Source organism: Bradyrhizobium sp. CFUWI (assembly GCF_056429085.1).
This window is the reverse complement of sequence record NZ_JBWJZE010000014.1, coordinates 146,088-160,336: the sequence shown is the minus strand read 5'-3', so window position 1 is coordinate 160,336 and position 14,249 is coordinate 146,088. Positions and strand designations below refer to the sequence as shown.

General features: G+C 63.8%; 15 protein-coding genes. 8 read left to right on the top strand and 7 right to left on the bottom strand.

Going from position 1 to position 14,249, the window contains the following annotated elements; translation table 11 throughout:
* From AC066S_RS27525 to AC066S_RS27510, 4 genes are all read left to right on the top strand, one after another.
* Complete coding sequence (locus tag AC066S_RS27525) at nucleotides 1-363, top strand: hypothetical protein (protein WP_126261561.1); 363 nt, start codon at nucleotides 1-3, stop codon at nucleotides 361-363.
* On the top strand, nucleotides 360-995 hold the full coding sequence (locus AC066S_RS27520) for a TerC family protein (RefSeq protein ID WP_126261562.1): 636 nt from the start codon (nucleotides 360-362) through the stop codon (nucleotides 993-995). The genes AC066S_RS27525 and AC066S_RS27520 overlap by 4 nt, the downstream gene beginning before the upstream one ends.
* Before the next feature lie 32 nt (nucleotides 996-1,027).
* A complete protein-coding gene (locus AC066S_RS27515) occupies nucleotides 1,028-1,603 on the top strand; it encodes a TIGR00645 family protein (protein WP_126261563.1) in 576 nt (191 codons plus the stop codon).
* A 207-nt stretch (nucleotides 1,604-1,810) separates the two neighbouring features.
* Nucleotides 1,811-2,074 carry a hypothetical protein gene (locus tag AC066S_RS27510; protein WP_478271082.1) on the top strand — a complete coding sequence of 88 codons (264 nt, stop codon included), beginning with the start codon at nucleotides 1,811-1,813 and terminating at the stop codon, nucleotides 2,072-2,074.
* A gap of 7 nt (nucleotides 2,075-2,081) precedes the next feature.
* Here AC066S_RS27510 and AC066S_RS27505 read toward each other — a convergent pair whose 3' ends face one another.
* On the bottom strand, nucleotides 2,082-2,978 hold the full coding sequence (locus tag AC066S_RS27505) for an alpha/beta hydrolase family protein (RefSeq protein WP_478271081.1): 897 nt from the start codon (nucleotides 2,976-2,978) through the stop codon (nucleotides 2,082-2,084).
* 181 nt (nucleotides 2,979-3,159) lie between these two features.
* On the opposite strand from AC066S_RS27505, the gene AC066S_RS27500 reads away from it, so the two are divergent.
* The 3 genes from AC066S_RS27500 to AC066S_RS27490 are packed head-to-tail and all read left to right on the top strand — an operon-like array spanning nucleotide 3,160 to nucleotide 6,687.
* Entirely contained in the window at nucleotides 3,160-4,548 is a 1,389-nt protein-coding gene (locus AC066S_RS27500; protein WP_126261566.1) for a class II 3-deoxy-7-phosphoheptulonate synthase, read from the top strand.
* Between the two features lie 4 nt (nucleotides 4,549-4,552).
* Nucleotides 4,553-4,906 carry a diacylglycerol kinase gene (locus tag AC066S_RS27495; RefSeq protein ID WP_478271080.1) on the top strand — a complete coding sequence of 118 codons (354 nt, stop codon included), beginning with the start codon at nucleotides 4,553-4,555 and terminating at the stop codon, nucleotides 4,904-4,906.
* 23 nt (nucleotides 4,907-4,929) lie between these two features.
* On the top strand, nucleotides 4,930-6,687 hold the full coding sequence (locus tag AC066S_RS27490; protein WP_478271079.1) for an NAD+ synthase: 1,758 nt from the start codon (nucleotides 4,930-4,932) through the stop codon (nucleotides 6,685-6,687).
* A gap of 178 nt (nucleotides 6,688-6,865) precedes the next feature.
* Here AC066S_RS27490 and AC066S_RS27485 read toward each other — a convergent pair whose 3' ends face one another.
* The 5 genes from AC066S_RS27485 to AC066S_RS27465 form a co-directional block, all read right to left on the bottom strand.
* Nucleotides 6,866-7,258 (bottom strand): cytochrome C oxidase subunit IV family protein, encoded by a 393-nt coding sequence (locus tag AC066S_RS27485; protein ID WP_167767360.1) that lies wholly within the window; start codon nucleotides 7,256-7,258, stop codon nucleotides 6,866-6,868.
* A gap of 9 nt (nucleotides 7,259-7,267) precedes the next feature.
* Complete coding sequence (locus AC066S_RS27480) at nucleotides 7,268-7,990, bottom strand: heme-copper oxidase subunit III family protein (protein ID WP_126261570.1); 723 nt, start codon at nucleotides 7,988-7,990, stop codon at nucleotides 7,268-7,270.
* Nucleotides 7,991-8,004: 14 nt separating this feature from the next.
* On the bottom strand, nucleotides 8,005-8,709 hold the full coding sequence (locus AC066S_RS27475) for a cytochrome c oxidase subunit 3 (protein ID WP_126261571.1): 705 nt from the start codon (nucleotides 8,707-8,709) through the stop codon (nucleotides 8,005-8,007).
* Nucleotides 8,706-10,484 carry a cbb3-type cytochrome c oxidase subunit I gene (locus AC066S_RS27470; protein ID WP_126261572.1) on the bottom strand — a complete coding sequence of 593 codons (1,779 nt, stop codon included), beginning with the start codon at nucleotides 10,482-10,484 and terminating at the stop codon, nucleotides 8,706-8,708. Before AC066S_RS27470 ends, AC066S_RS27475 begins: the two co-directional genes overlap by 4 nt.
* Nucleotides 10,485-10,561: 77 nt before the next feature.
* Nucleotides 10,562-11,395: a cytochrome c oxidase subunit II gene (locus AC066S_RS27465; protein ID WP_126261573.1), complete on the bottom strand. Its 834-nt coding sequence runs from the start codon at nucleotides 11,393-11,395 to the stop codon at nucleotides 10,562-10,564.
* Nucleotides 11,396-11,949: 554 nt separating this feature from the next.
* Here AC066S_RS27465 and AC066S_RS27460 point away from each other — a divergent pair.
* Nucleotides 11,950-12,855 carry a DUF2189 domain-containing protein gene (locus AC066S_RS27460; RefSeq protein WP_164719073.1) on the top strand — a complete coding sequence of 302 codons (906 nt, stop codon included), beginning with the start codon at nucleotides 11,950-11,952 and terminating at the stop codon, nucleotides 12,853-12,855.
* Between the two features lie 173 nt (nucleotides 12,856-13,028).
* Here AC066S_RS27460 and AC066S_RS27455 read toward each other — a convergent pair whose 3' ends face one another.
* Nucleotides 13,029-14,210 carry a DUF2865 domain-containing protein gene (locus AC066S_RS27455; RefSeq protein WP_478271078.1) on the bottom strand — a complete coding sequence of 394 codons (1,182 nt, stop codon included), beginning with the start codon at nucleotides 14,208-14,210 and terminating at the stop codon, nucleotides 13,029-13,031.
* Nucleotides 14,211-14,249: the final 39 nt, after the last annotated feature.

The window sequence follows — 14,249 nt, the reverse complement described above, 5'->3', positions numbered from 1 at the left end:
ATGAGCGCTGCATCGAGCGAGCGTACGCGTGAGGCCGCGGGTCCCGCCAGCGAACTGGCGGGCGGTGACCCGCGCCTCGACAAGCTCGTCGATCGACTGCCGCCGCGCATGGGTGATGCCGTCACCTATCTGCTCAAACCGTCGAGCCGCTGGGTCAGAATCCCCTCGGGCGCGCTGCTCGTTGCTGGCGGTGTGCTATCCGTCCTGCCGTTGCTCGGCATCTGGATGTTGCCGCTGGGACTCGCGCTGCTTGCCGAGGACGTGCCTGCGCTGCGCTCCTCCCGTTCGAAGGTCTTCGACTGGATCGAACGCCGCAAGCCACACTGGCTCGATCCGTCCATAGCGAAGAATGATCAATCATGATTGAATTCATCACGCCCGAGGCGCTGACTGCGCTCTTTCAAGTTGTCCTGATCGACCTCGTTCTCGCCGGCGACAACGCCGTCGTCATTGGCCTCGCCGCGGCGGGACTGCCGACCGAGCAGCGCCGCCGCGCCATCATCGTCGGCATCGCTGCCGCCACCGTACTGCGCATCGCCTTTGCCGGCGTCGCCACCCAGCTGTTGCAGGTCATCGGCCTGTTGCTTGCCGGCGGCGTGCTGCTGCTCTGGGTGTGCTGGAAGATGTGGCGCGAACTGCGCGAGCAGTCGCATGCGGGGCAACTCGCGTTCAATCATGGCGGCGGCGCCGACGCCGAGCCCGCACAGCGAAAGACCTTCGGCCAGGCCGCGGTGCAGATCGTCGCGGCCGACGTCTCGATGTCGCTCGACAACGTGCTCGCGGTCGCGGGCGCCGCGCGCGAGCACCCCTACATCCTCATTTTCGGCCTGTTGCTCTCGGTCGCGATGATGGGCGTCGCCGCCGATCTGCTCGGCCGCGTGCTCCAGAAGCATCGCTGGGTCGCCTATGTCGGCCTTGCCATCATCATTTACGTCGCCTTCGAGATGATCTATCGGGGTTCGCTCGAGCTCGCGCCTGTCGTCGCGAATCTCTGAGACGCAGGCCCGTTCGCAATCCGGAGTGATCAATGACGTCCGAACCCAAAGCACCTTCGGCGCCGCTGCCGCCGGTCGGGCTGCTTCCGAAGCTGATCTTCGGCTCACGCTGGCTGCAATTGCCGCTCTATGTCGGCCTCATCGTCGCCCAGGCCGTCTATGTGCTGCTGTTCCTGAAGGAGCTCTGGCACCTGGTCCTGCACTCGTTTGACGCCAGCGAGCAGCAGATCATGCTGGTCGTGCTCGGGCTGATCGACGTGGTCATGATCTCGAACCTGCTGATCATGGTGATCGTCGGCGGCTACGAGACCTTCGTCTCCCGCCTGAACCTGAGCGGGCATCCGGACGAGCCGGAATGGCTCGGTCACGTCAATGCCAGCGTGCTCAAGATCAAGCTGGCGATGGCGATCATCGGCATTTCCTCGATCTCGCTGCTCAGAACCTTCATCGAAGCCGGCAATCTCGGCACCACGCGCAGCAACTTCACCGAGACCGGCGTGATGTGGCAGGTGCTGATCCACCTGACCTTCATCATCTCCGCGATCGGCATCGCCTGGGTCGATCGTCTCAGCGAGAGCGGCCATCGCGAGAAGGCCGCCCACGACTGACGGACCTGGCCGCCTGAAGCCTCCCGAGCGGCCAGTCAAGGCGCCCGCCTGATCGTCCGATCCGGCGGGCTCTTTGTTGCAAGATCGATAAAATCGTCTGCAATCCGTTCAGCGGCGGCAAACCCTGCGGACAACAAGCCCGGCGCTTTAAACCAGGTCTTTGGAACCGATCTGCATCCTGCCTGCAAAAGGGGCAGGGCTATCGGCATGTCAATTCTCAGGGAGATCGTCGCAGCCGTCGCGGGAGTCTACGCGCTCCTGCTGGTCTGTGACGCATTGTTCGGGGTCGGCGAGGCGCGCTTCGACGAGGCTTATTATCGCGCCAGCTTCTACGCGCCGCGGCCGAAGGAGTTTCGGTTCGCGAGCGACACGCCGCCGGCGGTCCGCGTCAGCGAAGCGTTCGCGCAATTCGCGCCGAGCGATGCAAAACCGAACAGGCGCTACTCGTCTCTCACGACCATCATTCGCTGACGCGGGCTCACTCCCCCTGGACCCATTCCGCGACGCCGCGCCATAGCGTGTCGCGGTGCTCGGGGCGGAAGAAGCCGAAATGGCCGATGGCCTTGGCGCCGACCTCGGACGGCTTCACCGTCAGCACCTCCGGCTTGATCGCGGAGAACCCGCTCGTGAGCAGCTCGACCGCGGGCCGTGTCGCCCAGGGATCGTCGGAAAAGCACAGCGCCCGCAGCTCGCCCTTGAACTTGGTGAAATTGTCCAGCGCCGGCAACTTGGAATCGAAGAGATAACGGGGGCTCGAGACCCACTCGGCCCATTGCAGGAAGACCCCCTTGGGCAGATCCTCGCCGATTCCGGCCCAGCCCGGCGCATAGCCGAGCGCGTGGACCAGCGGTACGCCGACGAGGTTCATGAAAGCGAAGACGCGGTACTTCTCGGGTGAGGTCATCAGCCGCCAGGTCGCGGCCTGCGAGGCCACCAAGGCCGCGCGAGAGATGTCGGTATTGTTCGCGATCAGCCCGAGCGCCTGGCCGCCGAAGGAATGGCCGATATAGGCGAGCGGCAACGTATTATACCGCTCGCGCATCCAGCGCACGGCGGCGGTGACGTCGAGCGCGGCCCAGTCCGACATCGAGGCCTTGAAGCCGACCAGCGACTTTGGCCGGTTGTAGCCGACCATCGCCGGCAGCCGGGAATCGCCGATGCCGCGATAGTCGTAGGTGAGCACCGCGCAGCCGCGATGGGCGAGGTAGGAAGCAAAGCCGCGATAGATCTTGCGCGGCACCGCGGTCGCCGAGTTGATCAGGACGGCATGGCGCTTGGCGCCCCACGGCAGGAACAGGGTGCCGGTGAGCCCATACCCGTCGGTCGCCGGGAAGCTGATCTCGTCGATGAAAACGTCGTCCAATGCCGCGCCCATGGCCGGAAGCTATTTCGCCAGTTTCCTCAAGCTTTCCCAGCAAATGCGAATTTGGCTTTCCCCGCAAGGGCTTGCGATGCCAAACGGATTTACAACTGGCGGGGCGGAGCGAGCCTGTGTATAAGGCGGCCCTCACAACCCCCAGATCAGGTTGTGCTTTTTGCTTCACGGAGAGATTGCGATGTCCGAGCGGTGGACGCCCGAGTCCTGGCGCAGCAAGCCGGTGCTACAGGTGCCCGACTACCCCGACGCCAAGGCCCTGGCCGACGTCGAGGCGCAGCTTGCGACCTTTCCGCCGCTGGTGTTCGCGGGCGAGGCGCGCAACCTGAAGAAGGCGCTGGCGCGCGTTGCGGCCGGCGAAGCCTTCCTGCTTCAGGGCGGCGACTGCGCCGAGAGCTTTGCCGAGCACGGCGCCAACAACATCCGCGACTTCTTCCGCGTGCTGCTGCAGATGGCGGTGGTCTTGACCTATGCCGGCGCGGTGCCGGTGGTGAAGGTCGGCCGCATCGCCGGGCAGTTCGCCAAGCCGCGCTCGTCGCCGACCGAGAAGGTGAATGGCGTCGAGCTGCCGAGCTATCGCGGCGACATCGTCAACGACATCGCCTTCACCAGGGAAGCGCGCGTCCCCGATCCGCAGCGCCAGCTGATGGCCTATCGCCAGTCGGCCGCAACGCTGAACCTGCTGCGCGCCTTCGCCACCGGCGGCTTCGCCAATCTCGGCAGCGTGCATCAATGGATGCTGGGCTTCCTCAAGGATTCCCCGCAGTCCCGCCGCTACAAGGAGCTGGCCGACCGCATCTCGGACGCGCTCAACTTCATGCGCGCCTGCGGCCTCGATCTCGAGAGCCACCCGGAGCTGCGCGCCACCGATTTCTACACCAGCCACGAGGCATTGCTGCTCGGCTACGAGCAGGCCATGACCCGCGTCGATTCCACCACGGGGGACTGGTACGCGACCTCGGGCCACATGATCTGGATCGGCGACCGCACCCGCCAGCTCGACCACGGCCATATCGAATATTTCCGCGGCATCAAGAACCCGATCGGGCTGAAGTGCGGCCCGTCGCTGAAGCCCGACGAGCTCCTGAAGCTGATCGACGTGCTCAACCCCGACAACGAGCCGGGCCGGTTGACGCTGATCGGCCGCTTCGGCTCCGACAAGGTCGGAGAGCACCTGCCGAACATGATCCGCGCCGTGAAGCGCGAGGGCCGGGTGGTGGTCTGGTCCTGCGATCCCATGCACGGCAACACGATCACCTCGACGTCGGGCTACAAGACGCGCCCCTTCGACCGCATCCTGTCCGAGGTGAAATCGTTCTTCGCGATCCATGCCGCCGAAGGCACCCATGCTGGCGGCGTGCATCTGGAAATGACGGGCCAGGACGTCACCGAATGCCTCGGCGGCGCCCGCGCGATCACGGACGAGGACCTCAACGACCGCTATCACACGGTCTGCGATCCCCGCCTCAACGCCGAGCAATCCATCGACATGGCTTTCCTGATCGCAGAACTGCTCAAGCAGGAGCGTGCCGGCAAGGCCCAGCCGATGCCGGTCGCAGCGGGGCTCTAAAACCTTGCTGCGGATCTGGAAGGCCACGATCAATTCCCGTAACGGTCTGGCCTTTGCGATTAGATCGGAGCAGGCCGTCCGCGAGGAGATCTTTGCGCTCCTGCTGTCGGTGCCGCTCGCCTGGCTGATCGGCGCGACCGCGATGCGGGCCGTCGAGCTGGTCTGCGCCGTCGCCTTCGTGCTGGTCGTCGAGCTCCTCAACACCGCGATCGAGAAGCTCGCCGACCGCCTGACCATGGACCACGACAAGCAGATCGGCCGGGTCAAGGACATGGGCTCGGCCGCGGTCGGCGTGGCGCTGCTGATGGCTGGTGCGTTCTGGATTTTCGCCATCGTCGAGCGGTTGGGTTTCGTCTAACGAGGAACGGATAAGGGCGCCCGATGACCGAACGTCTCGCCGCATTCGCGGTCACGCTCGCCCAGCTCAATCCGACCATGGGCGACATCGAGGGCAATGCCGCCAAGGCGCGGGCGGCGCGCGCGCAGGCGATCGCCGACGGCGCCGATCTCGTGCTGTTTCCGGAATTGTTCATCGCCGGCTATCCGCCGGAAGACCTCGTGCAGAAGCCGGCGTTCCAGGCCGCCTGCCGCGCCGCAATCGAAGCTCTGGCGCGCGAGACCGCTGATGGCGGGCCTGCGATGCTGGTCGGCACGCCCTGGGTCGAGGAGGGCAAGCTCTACAATGCCTGCGCGCTGCTCGACGGCGGCCGCATCGCCAGCTTGCGCTTCAAATGCAATCTGCCGAATTACGGCGTGTTCGACGAGAAGCGGCTGTTTTCGCGCGGGCCCGCCGCTGGTCCGGTGACCGTGCGCGGCGTGCGCATCGGCGTGCCGATCTGCGAGGACATCTGGCTGGAGGAGTCCGAGGACTACGAGAACGTGGTCGAGACGCTGGCCGAGACCGGCGCCGAGATCATCCTGGTCCCGAACGGCTCGCCTTACGCCCGCGACAAGAACGACGTGCGCCTGTCGGTCGCAGTCGCGCGCGTCACCGAGAGCGGGCTGCCGCTGGTCTATCTCAACCAGGTCGGCGGCCAGGACGAGCTGGTGTTCGACGGCGCTTCGTTCGCGCTCAACGGCGATCTCTCGCTGGCGGCGCAACTGCCGGCATTCGAGGAAAGCATCGTCACGCTGCGCTTCACCCGCAACGGCGACGATTGGCGCTGCGCGGGGCCGATCGCGACGCTGCCCGAGGGCGACAAGGCCGATTACGCCGCCTGCGTGCTGGGCCTGCGCGACTATGTCGGCAAGAACGGCTTTCCCGGCGTGCTGCTCGGCATTTCCGGCGGCATCGATTCCGCGCTGTGCGCGGCCATCGCGGTCGATGCGCTCGGTGTCGATCAGGTGCATGGCGTGATGCTGCCGTATCGCTACACCGCGGCACACTCGATTGCGGATGCCGGCGAACTCGCCGGCCATCTCGGCATCCGCTACGAGGTGCTGCCGATCGCGGAGGCCGTCAGCGGGTTCGAGACCATCCTCTCGGGTCTCTTCAAGAATCTGCCGCCAGATATCACCGAGGAGAATCTCCAGGCCCGCACCCGCGGCACGCTCCTGATGGCGATCTCCAACAAGACCGGCCTGATGGTGGTGACGACAGGCAACAAGTCCGAAATGTCGGTCGGCTACGCCACGCTCTATGGCGACATGAACGGCGGCTTCAATCCGATCAAGGATATCTACAAGACGCAGGTGTTTCGCCTGGCAAGCTTGCGCAATAGCTGGAAGCCGGACGGCGCGCTCGGACCCGCCGGCGAGGTGATCCCGCCCGACATCATCACGCGGCCGCCGACCGCGGAGCTGCGCGAGAACCAGACTGACCAGGATTCGCTGCCGCCTTACGACGTGCTCGATGCCATCCTGGAGCGTCTGGTCGAGCGCGAACAGCCGCTGGACCAGATCATTGCCGCCGGCTTCGATCGCGAGATCGTCACCCGCATCGACCATCTGCTCAACGTCGCCGAATACAAGCGCCGCCAGGCTGCGCCCGGCGTGAAGGTCACGCCCAGGAACTTCGGCCGCGACCGCCGCTATCCCATCACCAACCGCTTTCGCGACAAGGGTGAGAAGCTGCCGGCCGTCGACGAGACGCTGGTGTCGCGCGCGAGCAAGGCCTCGATCGACGCGTTCGAGGGGTGAGCTTTCAAAGATGCTTGCGGGGGCGAGGCAGGCGATCTCGCTACTCATTCCGCTGTCATCATCCCGCGAAAGCGGATGATCCAGTACTCCGCGGCGGACGTCGTGAAAACCAACTTCCGCCGCGGAGTACTGGATGCCCCGCCTGCGCGGGGCATGACAGTGGGAACCTCGCGTTCTGCTACGGCGGGGCTGCGAAGAACAAGACTCGAAGCAAGTGCGTGTATTCGGATTCGAGCACCATGATCGACACAAATACCAATACCACGATCGGCGGCAGCAGGATGGCATAGGTCAAAGCCAGTCGCTCCCAGGCCATGTGCATGAAGACGGCGACGATCAGGCCGGCCTTCAACACCATGAACAGCAGGATCAGCGACCACCTCAGATAGCCATGTAGGCCAAAGTAGTCGACGAGATAGGAGCACGTGCTGAGGACGAACAACCAGCCCCAGACCACGAGGTAGAGCTTGATCGGGTGCTGTTGCCCCTTGGCGTGAACGGCTCCCGTTGCGACTGCGCCCTGCGCCGGAGCGTGGAGCTGTCCTTCCATGTGTACCGCCGCGTTTGTCATGCGCCGACCTCACCAAAGATAGAAGAATGCGAAGATGAACACCCACACGAGATCGACGAAGTGCCAGTACAGGCCCATGATCTCGACGATCTCGTAATGCCCCTTGCGGCTCGTGAAGAAGCCGCGCCTCTCGACGTCGAAATCGCCGCGAAAGACCTTCCGCGCAATGGCGATCAGGAAGATCACACCGATCGTCACATGGGTACCGTGGAAGCCGGTGATCATGAAGAAGCTCGCACCAAACTGCGGCGCACCCCATGGATTGCCCCAGGGCCGGACGCCCTCCATGATCAGCTTGGTCCATTCGAAGGCCTGCATTCCGACGAAGGTTGCGCCGAAGGCCGCAGTGACCAGCATCAGGATTGCGGTTCTCGCGCGATCGCGGCGGTAGCCGAAATTGACGGCCATCGCCATTGTTCCGCTGCTGCTGATCAGTACAAAGGTCATGATGGCGATCAGGATCAGGGGCATGTGGTTGCCCCCGATATTGAGGGCGAAGACTTCGCTGGGATTCGGCCACGGCACGGTCGTCGACATGCGCGCCGTCATGTAGGAGAGCAGGAAGCAACTGAAGATGAAGGTGTCGCTGAGGAGGAAGATCCACATCATGGCCTTGCCCCAGGACACGTTCTTGAAGGCGCGTTGATCGGACGCCCAGTCGGCGGCGATGCCTCGCCAGCCTTCAAGCCGCGCAGGCGATTGGCCCGGATTTGTCAGCACGGTCTCAGCCATCTGGTCTCGCCTCCCTAGCTCAGCAATTGGCGGCAGATGTTGACGAAATCATCGGTCCAGCCGGTGAGGAGACCGAGCAGGACAAGCCAGACCAACAGCAGGAAGTGCCAGTAGATGGCGCACAGTTCCACGCTCAAGCGCATGTCGGCGATCTCGGCGCCGCGCCACATCTTGGCTGAGGTTCGGCCCAAGGCCACCAGACCGCCCGTCAGATGCAGCCCGTGCACTGCGGTCAACACGTAGAAGAACGAATTCGCCGGATTGGACGCCACGAGATATCCGGCAGTCGCGAGCCGCTGCCAGGCCAGGAGCTGTCCGGCGAGGAAGATCACGGCAGATGCCCCGCCAGCAAGTAGGCCGATCGTGATGCCTTCAGCATCGTGTCGGCGCGCGGCCAGGTAAGACCATTGCAGCGCGACACTGCTCAGGACCAGGACGCCCGTGTTGACCCACAGCAGCCGTGGTACCGGCAGCGGCCGCCAGTCCGCCATGCTCATGCGCATCGAGTAGGCGCTGATGAAGAGGACGAATAATGCGCTCGCGACAGCGAGAAACACGCCAAGTCCGAGCTTCGCTGCCGGCCAGGTCATGGCATCGCCGCCGGGGAAGTCACCGGCCGGGCCTTCCTCCAGCCAGGGCTTGGCTGTCAGCCGCTGCTGCGACAGCCACCATCCGGCGATCACCACAAGCACAGCCAGGAACAGGATGACGGCGCTCACGAAGCGGCTCCCTGAATGAGCTGCGTCGCGCGTGGCGGCTGGTTCTGCGGAATGAAGTCTTCCGCGGCGCCGGGCACACTGTAATCATAGGCCCAGCGGTATACGACAGGGAGCTCCTTGCCCCAGTTGCCGTGCCCCGGGGGCGTCTCCGGCGTCTGCCACTCCAGCGTCGTCGCCCGCCACGGATTGCCGCCCGAGGCCTCACCCTTGAACAAGCTCCAGGCAAGGTTGAACAGGAACACCATCTGGCTGAAGCCGACAGTCAAGGCCACCACGGAGATGAAGGCGTTTAGTGAATGGGCCGAGGACGGGATGAACGTCGTATCTCCGAGTTCGAAATACCGGCGCGGGACCCCGAGCAGTCCAAGATAGTGCATGGGGAAGAAGATCAGGTAGGCGCCGAGGAAGGTGACCCAGAAGTGAAACTTGCCCAGGGCGTCGTTCAGCATCCGCCCCGTGACCTTTGGATACCAATGATAGATCGCGCCGAGCACGACCATGATCGGCGCCACGCCCATCACCATGTGGAAATGCGCGACCACGAACATGGTATCCGAGAGGGGCACGTCCACGACAACGTTGCCGAGGAAGAGGCCGGTGAGCCCGCCGTTCACGAAGGTGATGATGAAGCCGAGGGCGAACAGCATCGGCACCGTGAGATGAATGTCGCCGCGCCACAGGGTCAGCACCCAGTTGTAGACCTTGATCGCGGTGGGGATTGCGATGATGAGCGTTGTGGTGGCGAAGAAGTACCCGAATTGCGGGAACATGCCGCTCACATACATGTGGTGCGCCCATACGATGAAGCTGAGCGCTCCGATGGCCACGATCGCCCAGACCATCATGCGATAGCCAAAGATGTTCTTGCGCGCATGCGTGCTGATCAGATCGGAGACGATGCCGAAGGCGGGCAGGGCGACGATGTAGACCTCGGGGTGGCCGAAGAACCAGAACAGGTGCTGGAAGAGCAGCGGGCTGCCACCACCATATTTCGAAAGCGTGCCCATCTCGACGAGGGCGGGCATGAAGAAGCTGGTTCCCAAGAGACGGTCTAGCAGCATCATGACCGAGGCAACGAAGAGTGCAGGGAATGCCAACAGCGCCATGACGGTCGCCGTGAAGATGCCCCACACCGTCAGGGGCAGGCGCATCAAGGTCATGCCGCGGGTGCGCGCCTGCAGCACCGTCACCACATAATTCAGCCCGCCCATGGTGAAGCCGATGATGAACAGGATCAGGGACGACAACATGAGAATGATGCCCCAATCCTGCCCGGGCGTTCCGGAGAGGATTGCTTGCGGCGGGTATAGCGTCCAGCCGGCGCCGGTGGGGCCGCCGGGCACGAAGAATGTCGAGGCAAGCACCAGGACTGCGAGCAGGTAGACCCAGTAGCTCAGCATGTTCACATAAGGGAAGACCATGTCCCGGGCGCCCACCATCAGCGGGATCAGGTAGTTGCCGAAGCCGCCCAGGAACAACGCGGTGAGCAGATAGATCACCATGATCATGCCGTGCATGGTGATGAACTGGAGGTACTGGTTGGCATCGATGAAAGAGAAGGTGCCGGGGAATCCCAGTTGCAGCCGCATCAGCCACGACAGCACCAGGGCCACCAGCCCGATGGCCGAGGCCGTCAGCGAATACTGAATGGCGATCACCTTGGCGTCCTGCGAGAAGACATACCGTGTCCACCAGCTCCGCGGATGGTAGAGCTCGACATCAGGTACTTCGGGAGGCGGGATGCTGCGGATCCCTTCATATGGAATATCGACCATAGAAACCTCCTCGATCGTTTCCATCGGGGTGAGGTGTTGGCCTCGTGCACCCGATCAATCTTCGCGGCGGCAGCTTGCTACTTGCCGCCGGATTGGTACGTCGTCTTCACGACGGCTCTTGCCGGCGATAATTCTGCGAACGTCTTTTGTTGCTCCAGCCAGGCGTGATATTCACGCTCTTCGTCGACGATGACCTTGGCCCGCATCTGATAATGAGCAGCGCCACAGAGCTCCGCACAGAGAACATCGAACGTTCCGGTTCGGATCGGCGTTATCCAGAAATAGGTCACCATGCCTGGGACCATGTCCATCTTGGCCCGGAATTCGGGCACGTAGAAATCGTGCAGGACATCAACCGAGCGGAGGAGGACCTTGACCGGCTTTCCCACTTGAAGGTGCAAGTCGCCGTTCTCGATCACGACGTCGTCCTGCGCATGCGAGTCGTCACGGTTCAGCCCCATCGGATTGTCGGAAGCGATGTTGCGAACATCGGATGTGCCCAATTTCCCATCCTTGCCGGGAAGCCGGAAGCTCCATTGCCATTGCTGGCCCATGACCTCGACCTCGGTGGCATCCGCAGGCACCGTCACGAACTGGTGCCAGACCACGAGGCCAGGTGCCAGCATGGCTGCGACGCCGACGCCGGTCCCGACGCTCAACCACCATTCGAGCCTCTTGTTTTCCGGATTGTAGTCGGCCCGTCTTCCCTCTTTGTGGTGAAAGCGGAAGACGCAATAAGCCATGAAGGCGATGACGGCGACGAACACAAAGCCCGTGATCCAGAACGTGATGCTGATGGTGTGGTCGATATAGGCCCAGTTCGTGGCGATCGGCGTCCACCACCACGGGCTGTAGAGGTGAAACAGCACGGAGCCGATCGCGACCAGAAGCAATATCAGTGCGACAGCCATCCTGATCCATCCTTTGCCACTGAAGGCTACGGATACGAATCCAGGGCGGAGCTCATGTCTGTCGCGATGGCTGGCCTTTCTTGGTTGGCATACATGCCATCGCCGGCCTCTTGCCTCGCCCATTCCACTGGTCGCGAAATCAGGAGAAAGCCCGCGACCATCAATCTCATCGGAGCTAAGGGCGTCTGCGTCTAAAATGGTACCAGCCTAATCCGGCGTCAATCCTAATCCGGCGTCAATAGAGCAGATAGGCGTCCCGACGTGGGTGTTGCCGTCGCTCGGCAAGTCGACACAAAGCATCAGCGCATTTCAGCGTCCTGGGTGATGCAACGCACAAATCGGGCGCATAGTTCACCCAACCGTGAGTGCAGCCGTGCCCCGCACGCGCTAAGCTTCCAGGGTAGGTCGCGACGGGTTCCGTCCGGCCAGGCTCGTTAGATGAACCTGGGTTGCCGTACTCAACCCATCGCGTTTCCTGCTCGTTCGGCGGACACGCGTGGACTGGAAAGCGCGTGTTATCGAAACCGCGATTTTCAGCAGGGGAGGGTCTGCTCATGGCCACTCTGTACCCCCACCACATCACCAGGCGGCACGCATTCGGCGAAGCGGCCTCCTATCCCATTCGCAAGATCAGCTTGTCCGATCTGACCGAGGCCTTGCGCCTGGGTTGGGAGGATTTCCAGGCGATGCCGAGCCACGCGATCGTCGTGTGCCTGATTTATCCCGTCCTCGGTCTCGTCCTGTTCAGGATGGTTCTCGGCTATTCGGTGCTGCCGCTACTGTTTCCGCTGGCCGCCGGCTTTGCCTTGATCGGTCCTTTTGCCGCGATCGGTCTCTACGAACTCAGCCGGCGTCGCGAGCGCGGCGACGAGGTCGATGCATGGGATGCGATCAAGGTGGTGCGCGCACCGTCGTTCGGCGCCATGGTAGAGCTCGGCGTGCTCCTGCTGGTCCTGTTCGGGGCCTGGATCGGTGTCGCGAACGCGATCTATGTCTCAATCTTCGGTCATGCGGCGGCCGCAAGCATTCCCGACTTCGCAACGCGCGTGCTGACGACACCGGAAGGCTGGTCGCTCATCATCGTCGGTTGCTGTGTCGGCTTCCTGTTTGCGGTTGTGGCGTTGTGCGTCAGCGTCGTGTCATTTCCGTTGATGCTCGACCGGCATGCGACTGCGATCGACGCGATCCGCACGTCGCTCCGAGCGGTGGCGGCGAATCCGGTTGCGATGGCCGGATGGGGCCTCATCGTGGCGGCGCTGCTCGTGATCGGCTCGCTGCCGCTCTTCGTCGGTCTCGCTGTCGTCTTGCCGGTGCTCGGTCATGCCACCTGGCACCTCTATCGGCGGGTGGTTGAGCCGAATCCGAACCCACCGGACGCTCCGCCGCCGCCCCCGAAGGGAAGGCGCTACGCAGCAGACTTTCCGGCCAATCTCATCCCGTGGAGCCGCGAGGGCGAGTAGTAGCGCGCGTTTGAGAGATGTTGCGAGTGACGCGGGCGATTGTGCCCCTGGACTGCTGTCATCATCCGCGAAAGCGGATGATCCAGTACCCTGCGGCGCTGCTCGTGTGCACGGCTGGCGTCACGGAGTACGTGCCCCGCCCTCGCTGGGCATGACAGTAAAAGCAGGGCTGCCTACTTCTGCTGTTGCGGCAGGAACGTGGGCCCGACCGAACGGATCGGCTTGTTCTCCGACGAGGTCGCGGGGGCAGCATCCGCCGGCGGCGGTGCGGTGGCCGTCGTCGGCGCGGGAGCTGGGCCCTTCTTGGCGTTCACAGGCGTGCCCTTGTTGAGCCGCTGCTGCTGCATCTTCTTGGCGCTCTCCTCGGTGACGATGATGTCGCCCTGCTGCTCGGCCGCCGCCTTGTCGTCGGCAGATTTCAGCGCGTCAGCCCAGGTCTGTCCCGCGGCCTTGCAGGAGCATGACGGGTTGAACTCGCTGCGGAATTTGAACGCGGTCGGCAGCGCCGTGTAGGGCTGGCCGCTGATCGAGACCGCCGCATTCATGTCTTCGCCGGGATTGCGATGGGTGTAGAGCACGGCTTCCGCGGCCGGGCAGAGCGCCTTGCAGGTCTTCTCGTCGTCGGGGAAGCGCGCCGGCACCGTCGCAAACGAGACCGGGAAATAGGCGCCGTCGCAGGTGCGTACGCACACGGTACGGTAGGTGCCGGATTGCGGTCCGAGCTCGGAGGGCGGCACGCCTTGCGGATTGTTCGGATTGTTGCCGCCGCCGAACAGATTGGTCAGGAAGTTGCCGCCGCCTTGCGACTGCGCGGCGTTGGCATATTGCGGGCCGCAATTGTTCTGCGCCAGCGCCGCCAGCACCGAGCGGCGCTGGTTGTCGCGTTCCGGGCTGAAGCCGCCCGGGCCGCCGCCGCGCAGGCGTTCGAGATTGCCGGTGATCTGGTCCAGATTGGCGCGCATCTGCTGGATCTGGGTGTTGACCGGGCCGCATTGCGCCGACTGGCCGTTGAACAGCGAGAAGAAGCCGGAGGAATCGCAGCCCATGCGCTTGGCCTGCATGGTGACGCGGTCGAGCTCGGCCTGCTGGCGGGTCTGGGAATCCTGGTAGCGGCGGATCTGCTCCTCACGCGCGGGGTCGCCACCGCCGCCGCGGTCCAGCGCGGCGAGCTGGCCCTCCAGGCGCACGCACATCGGATTCGGCCCGAGGCCGTTCTGGCCGGGCTGCGGCGGCGGTCCGGGCGGACCGGCCTGCGCGAAAGCGCCGGTGACGAGCACGGCCGTGCTCAACAGCACGGTGCAGGCAAGGAGAAGGCGAGCACGGGAGAGAGACAGGAATTCAGGCATATCCGCCATTCTAGCGATGTCACGGCCCAATGTGACTTTCCACGTGAC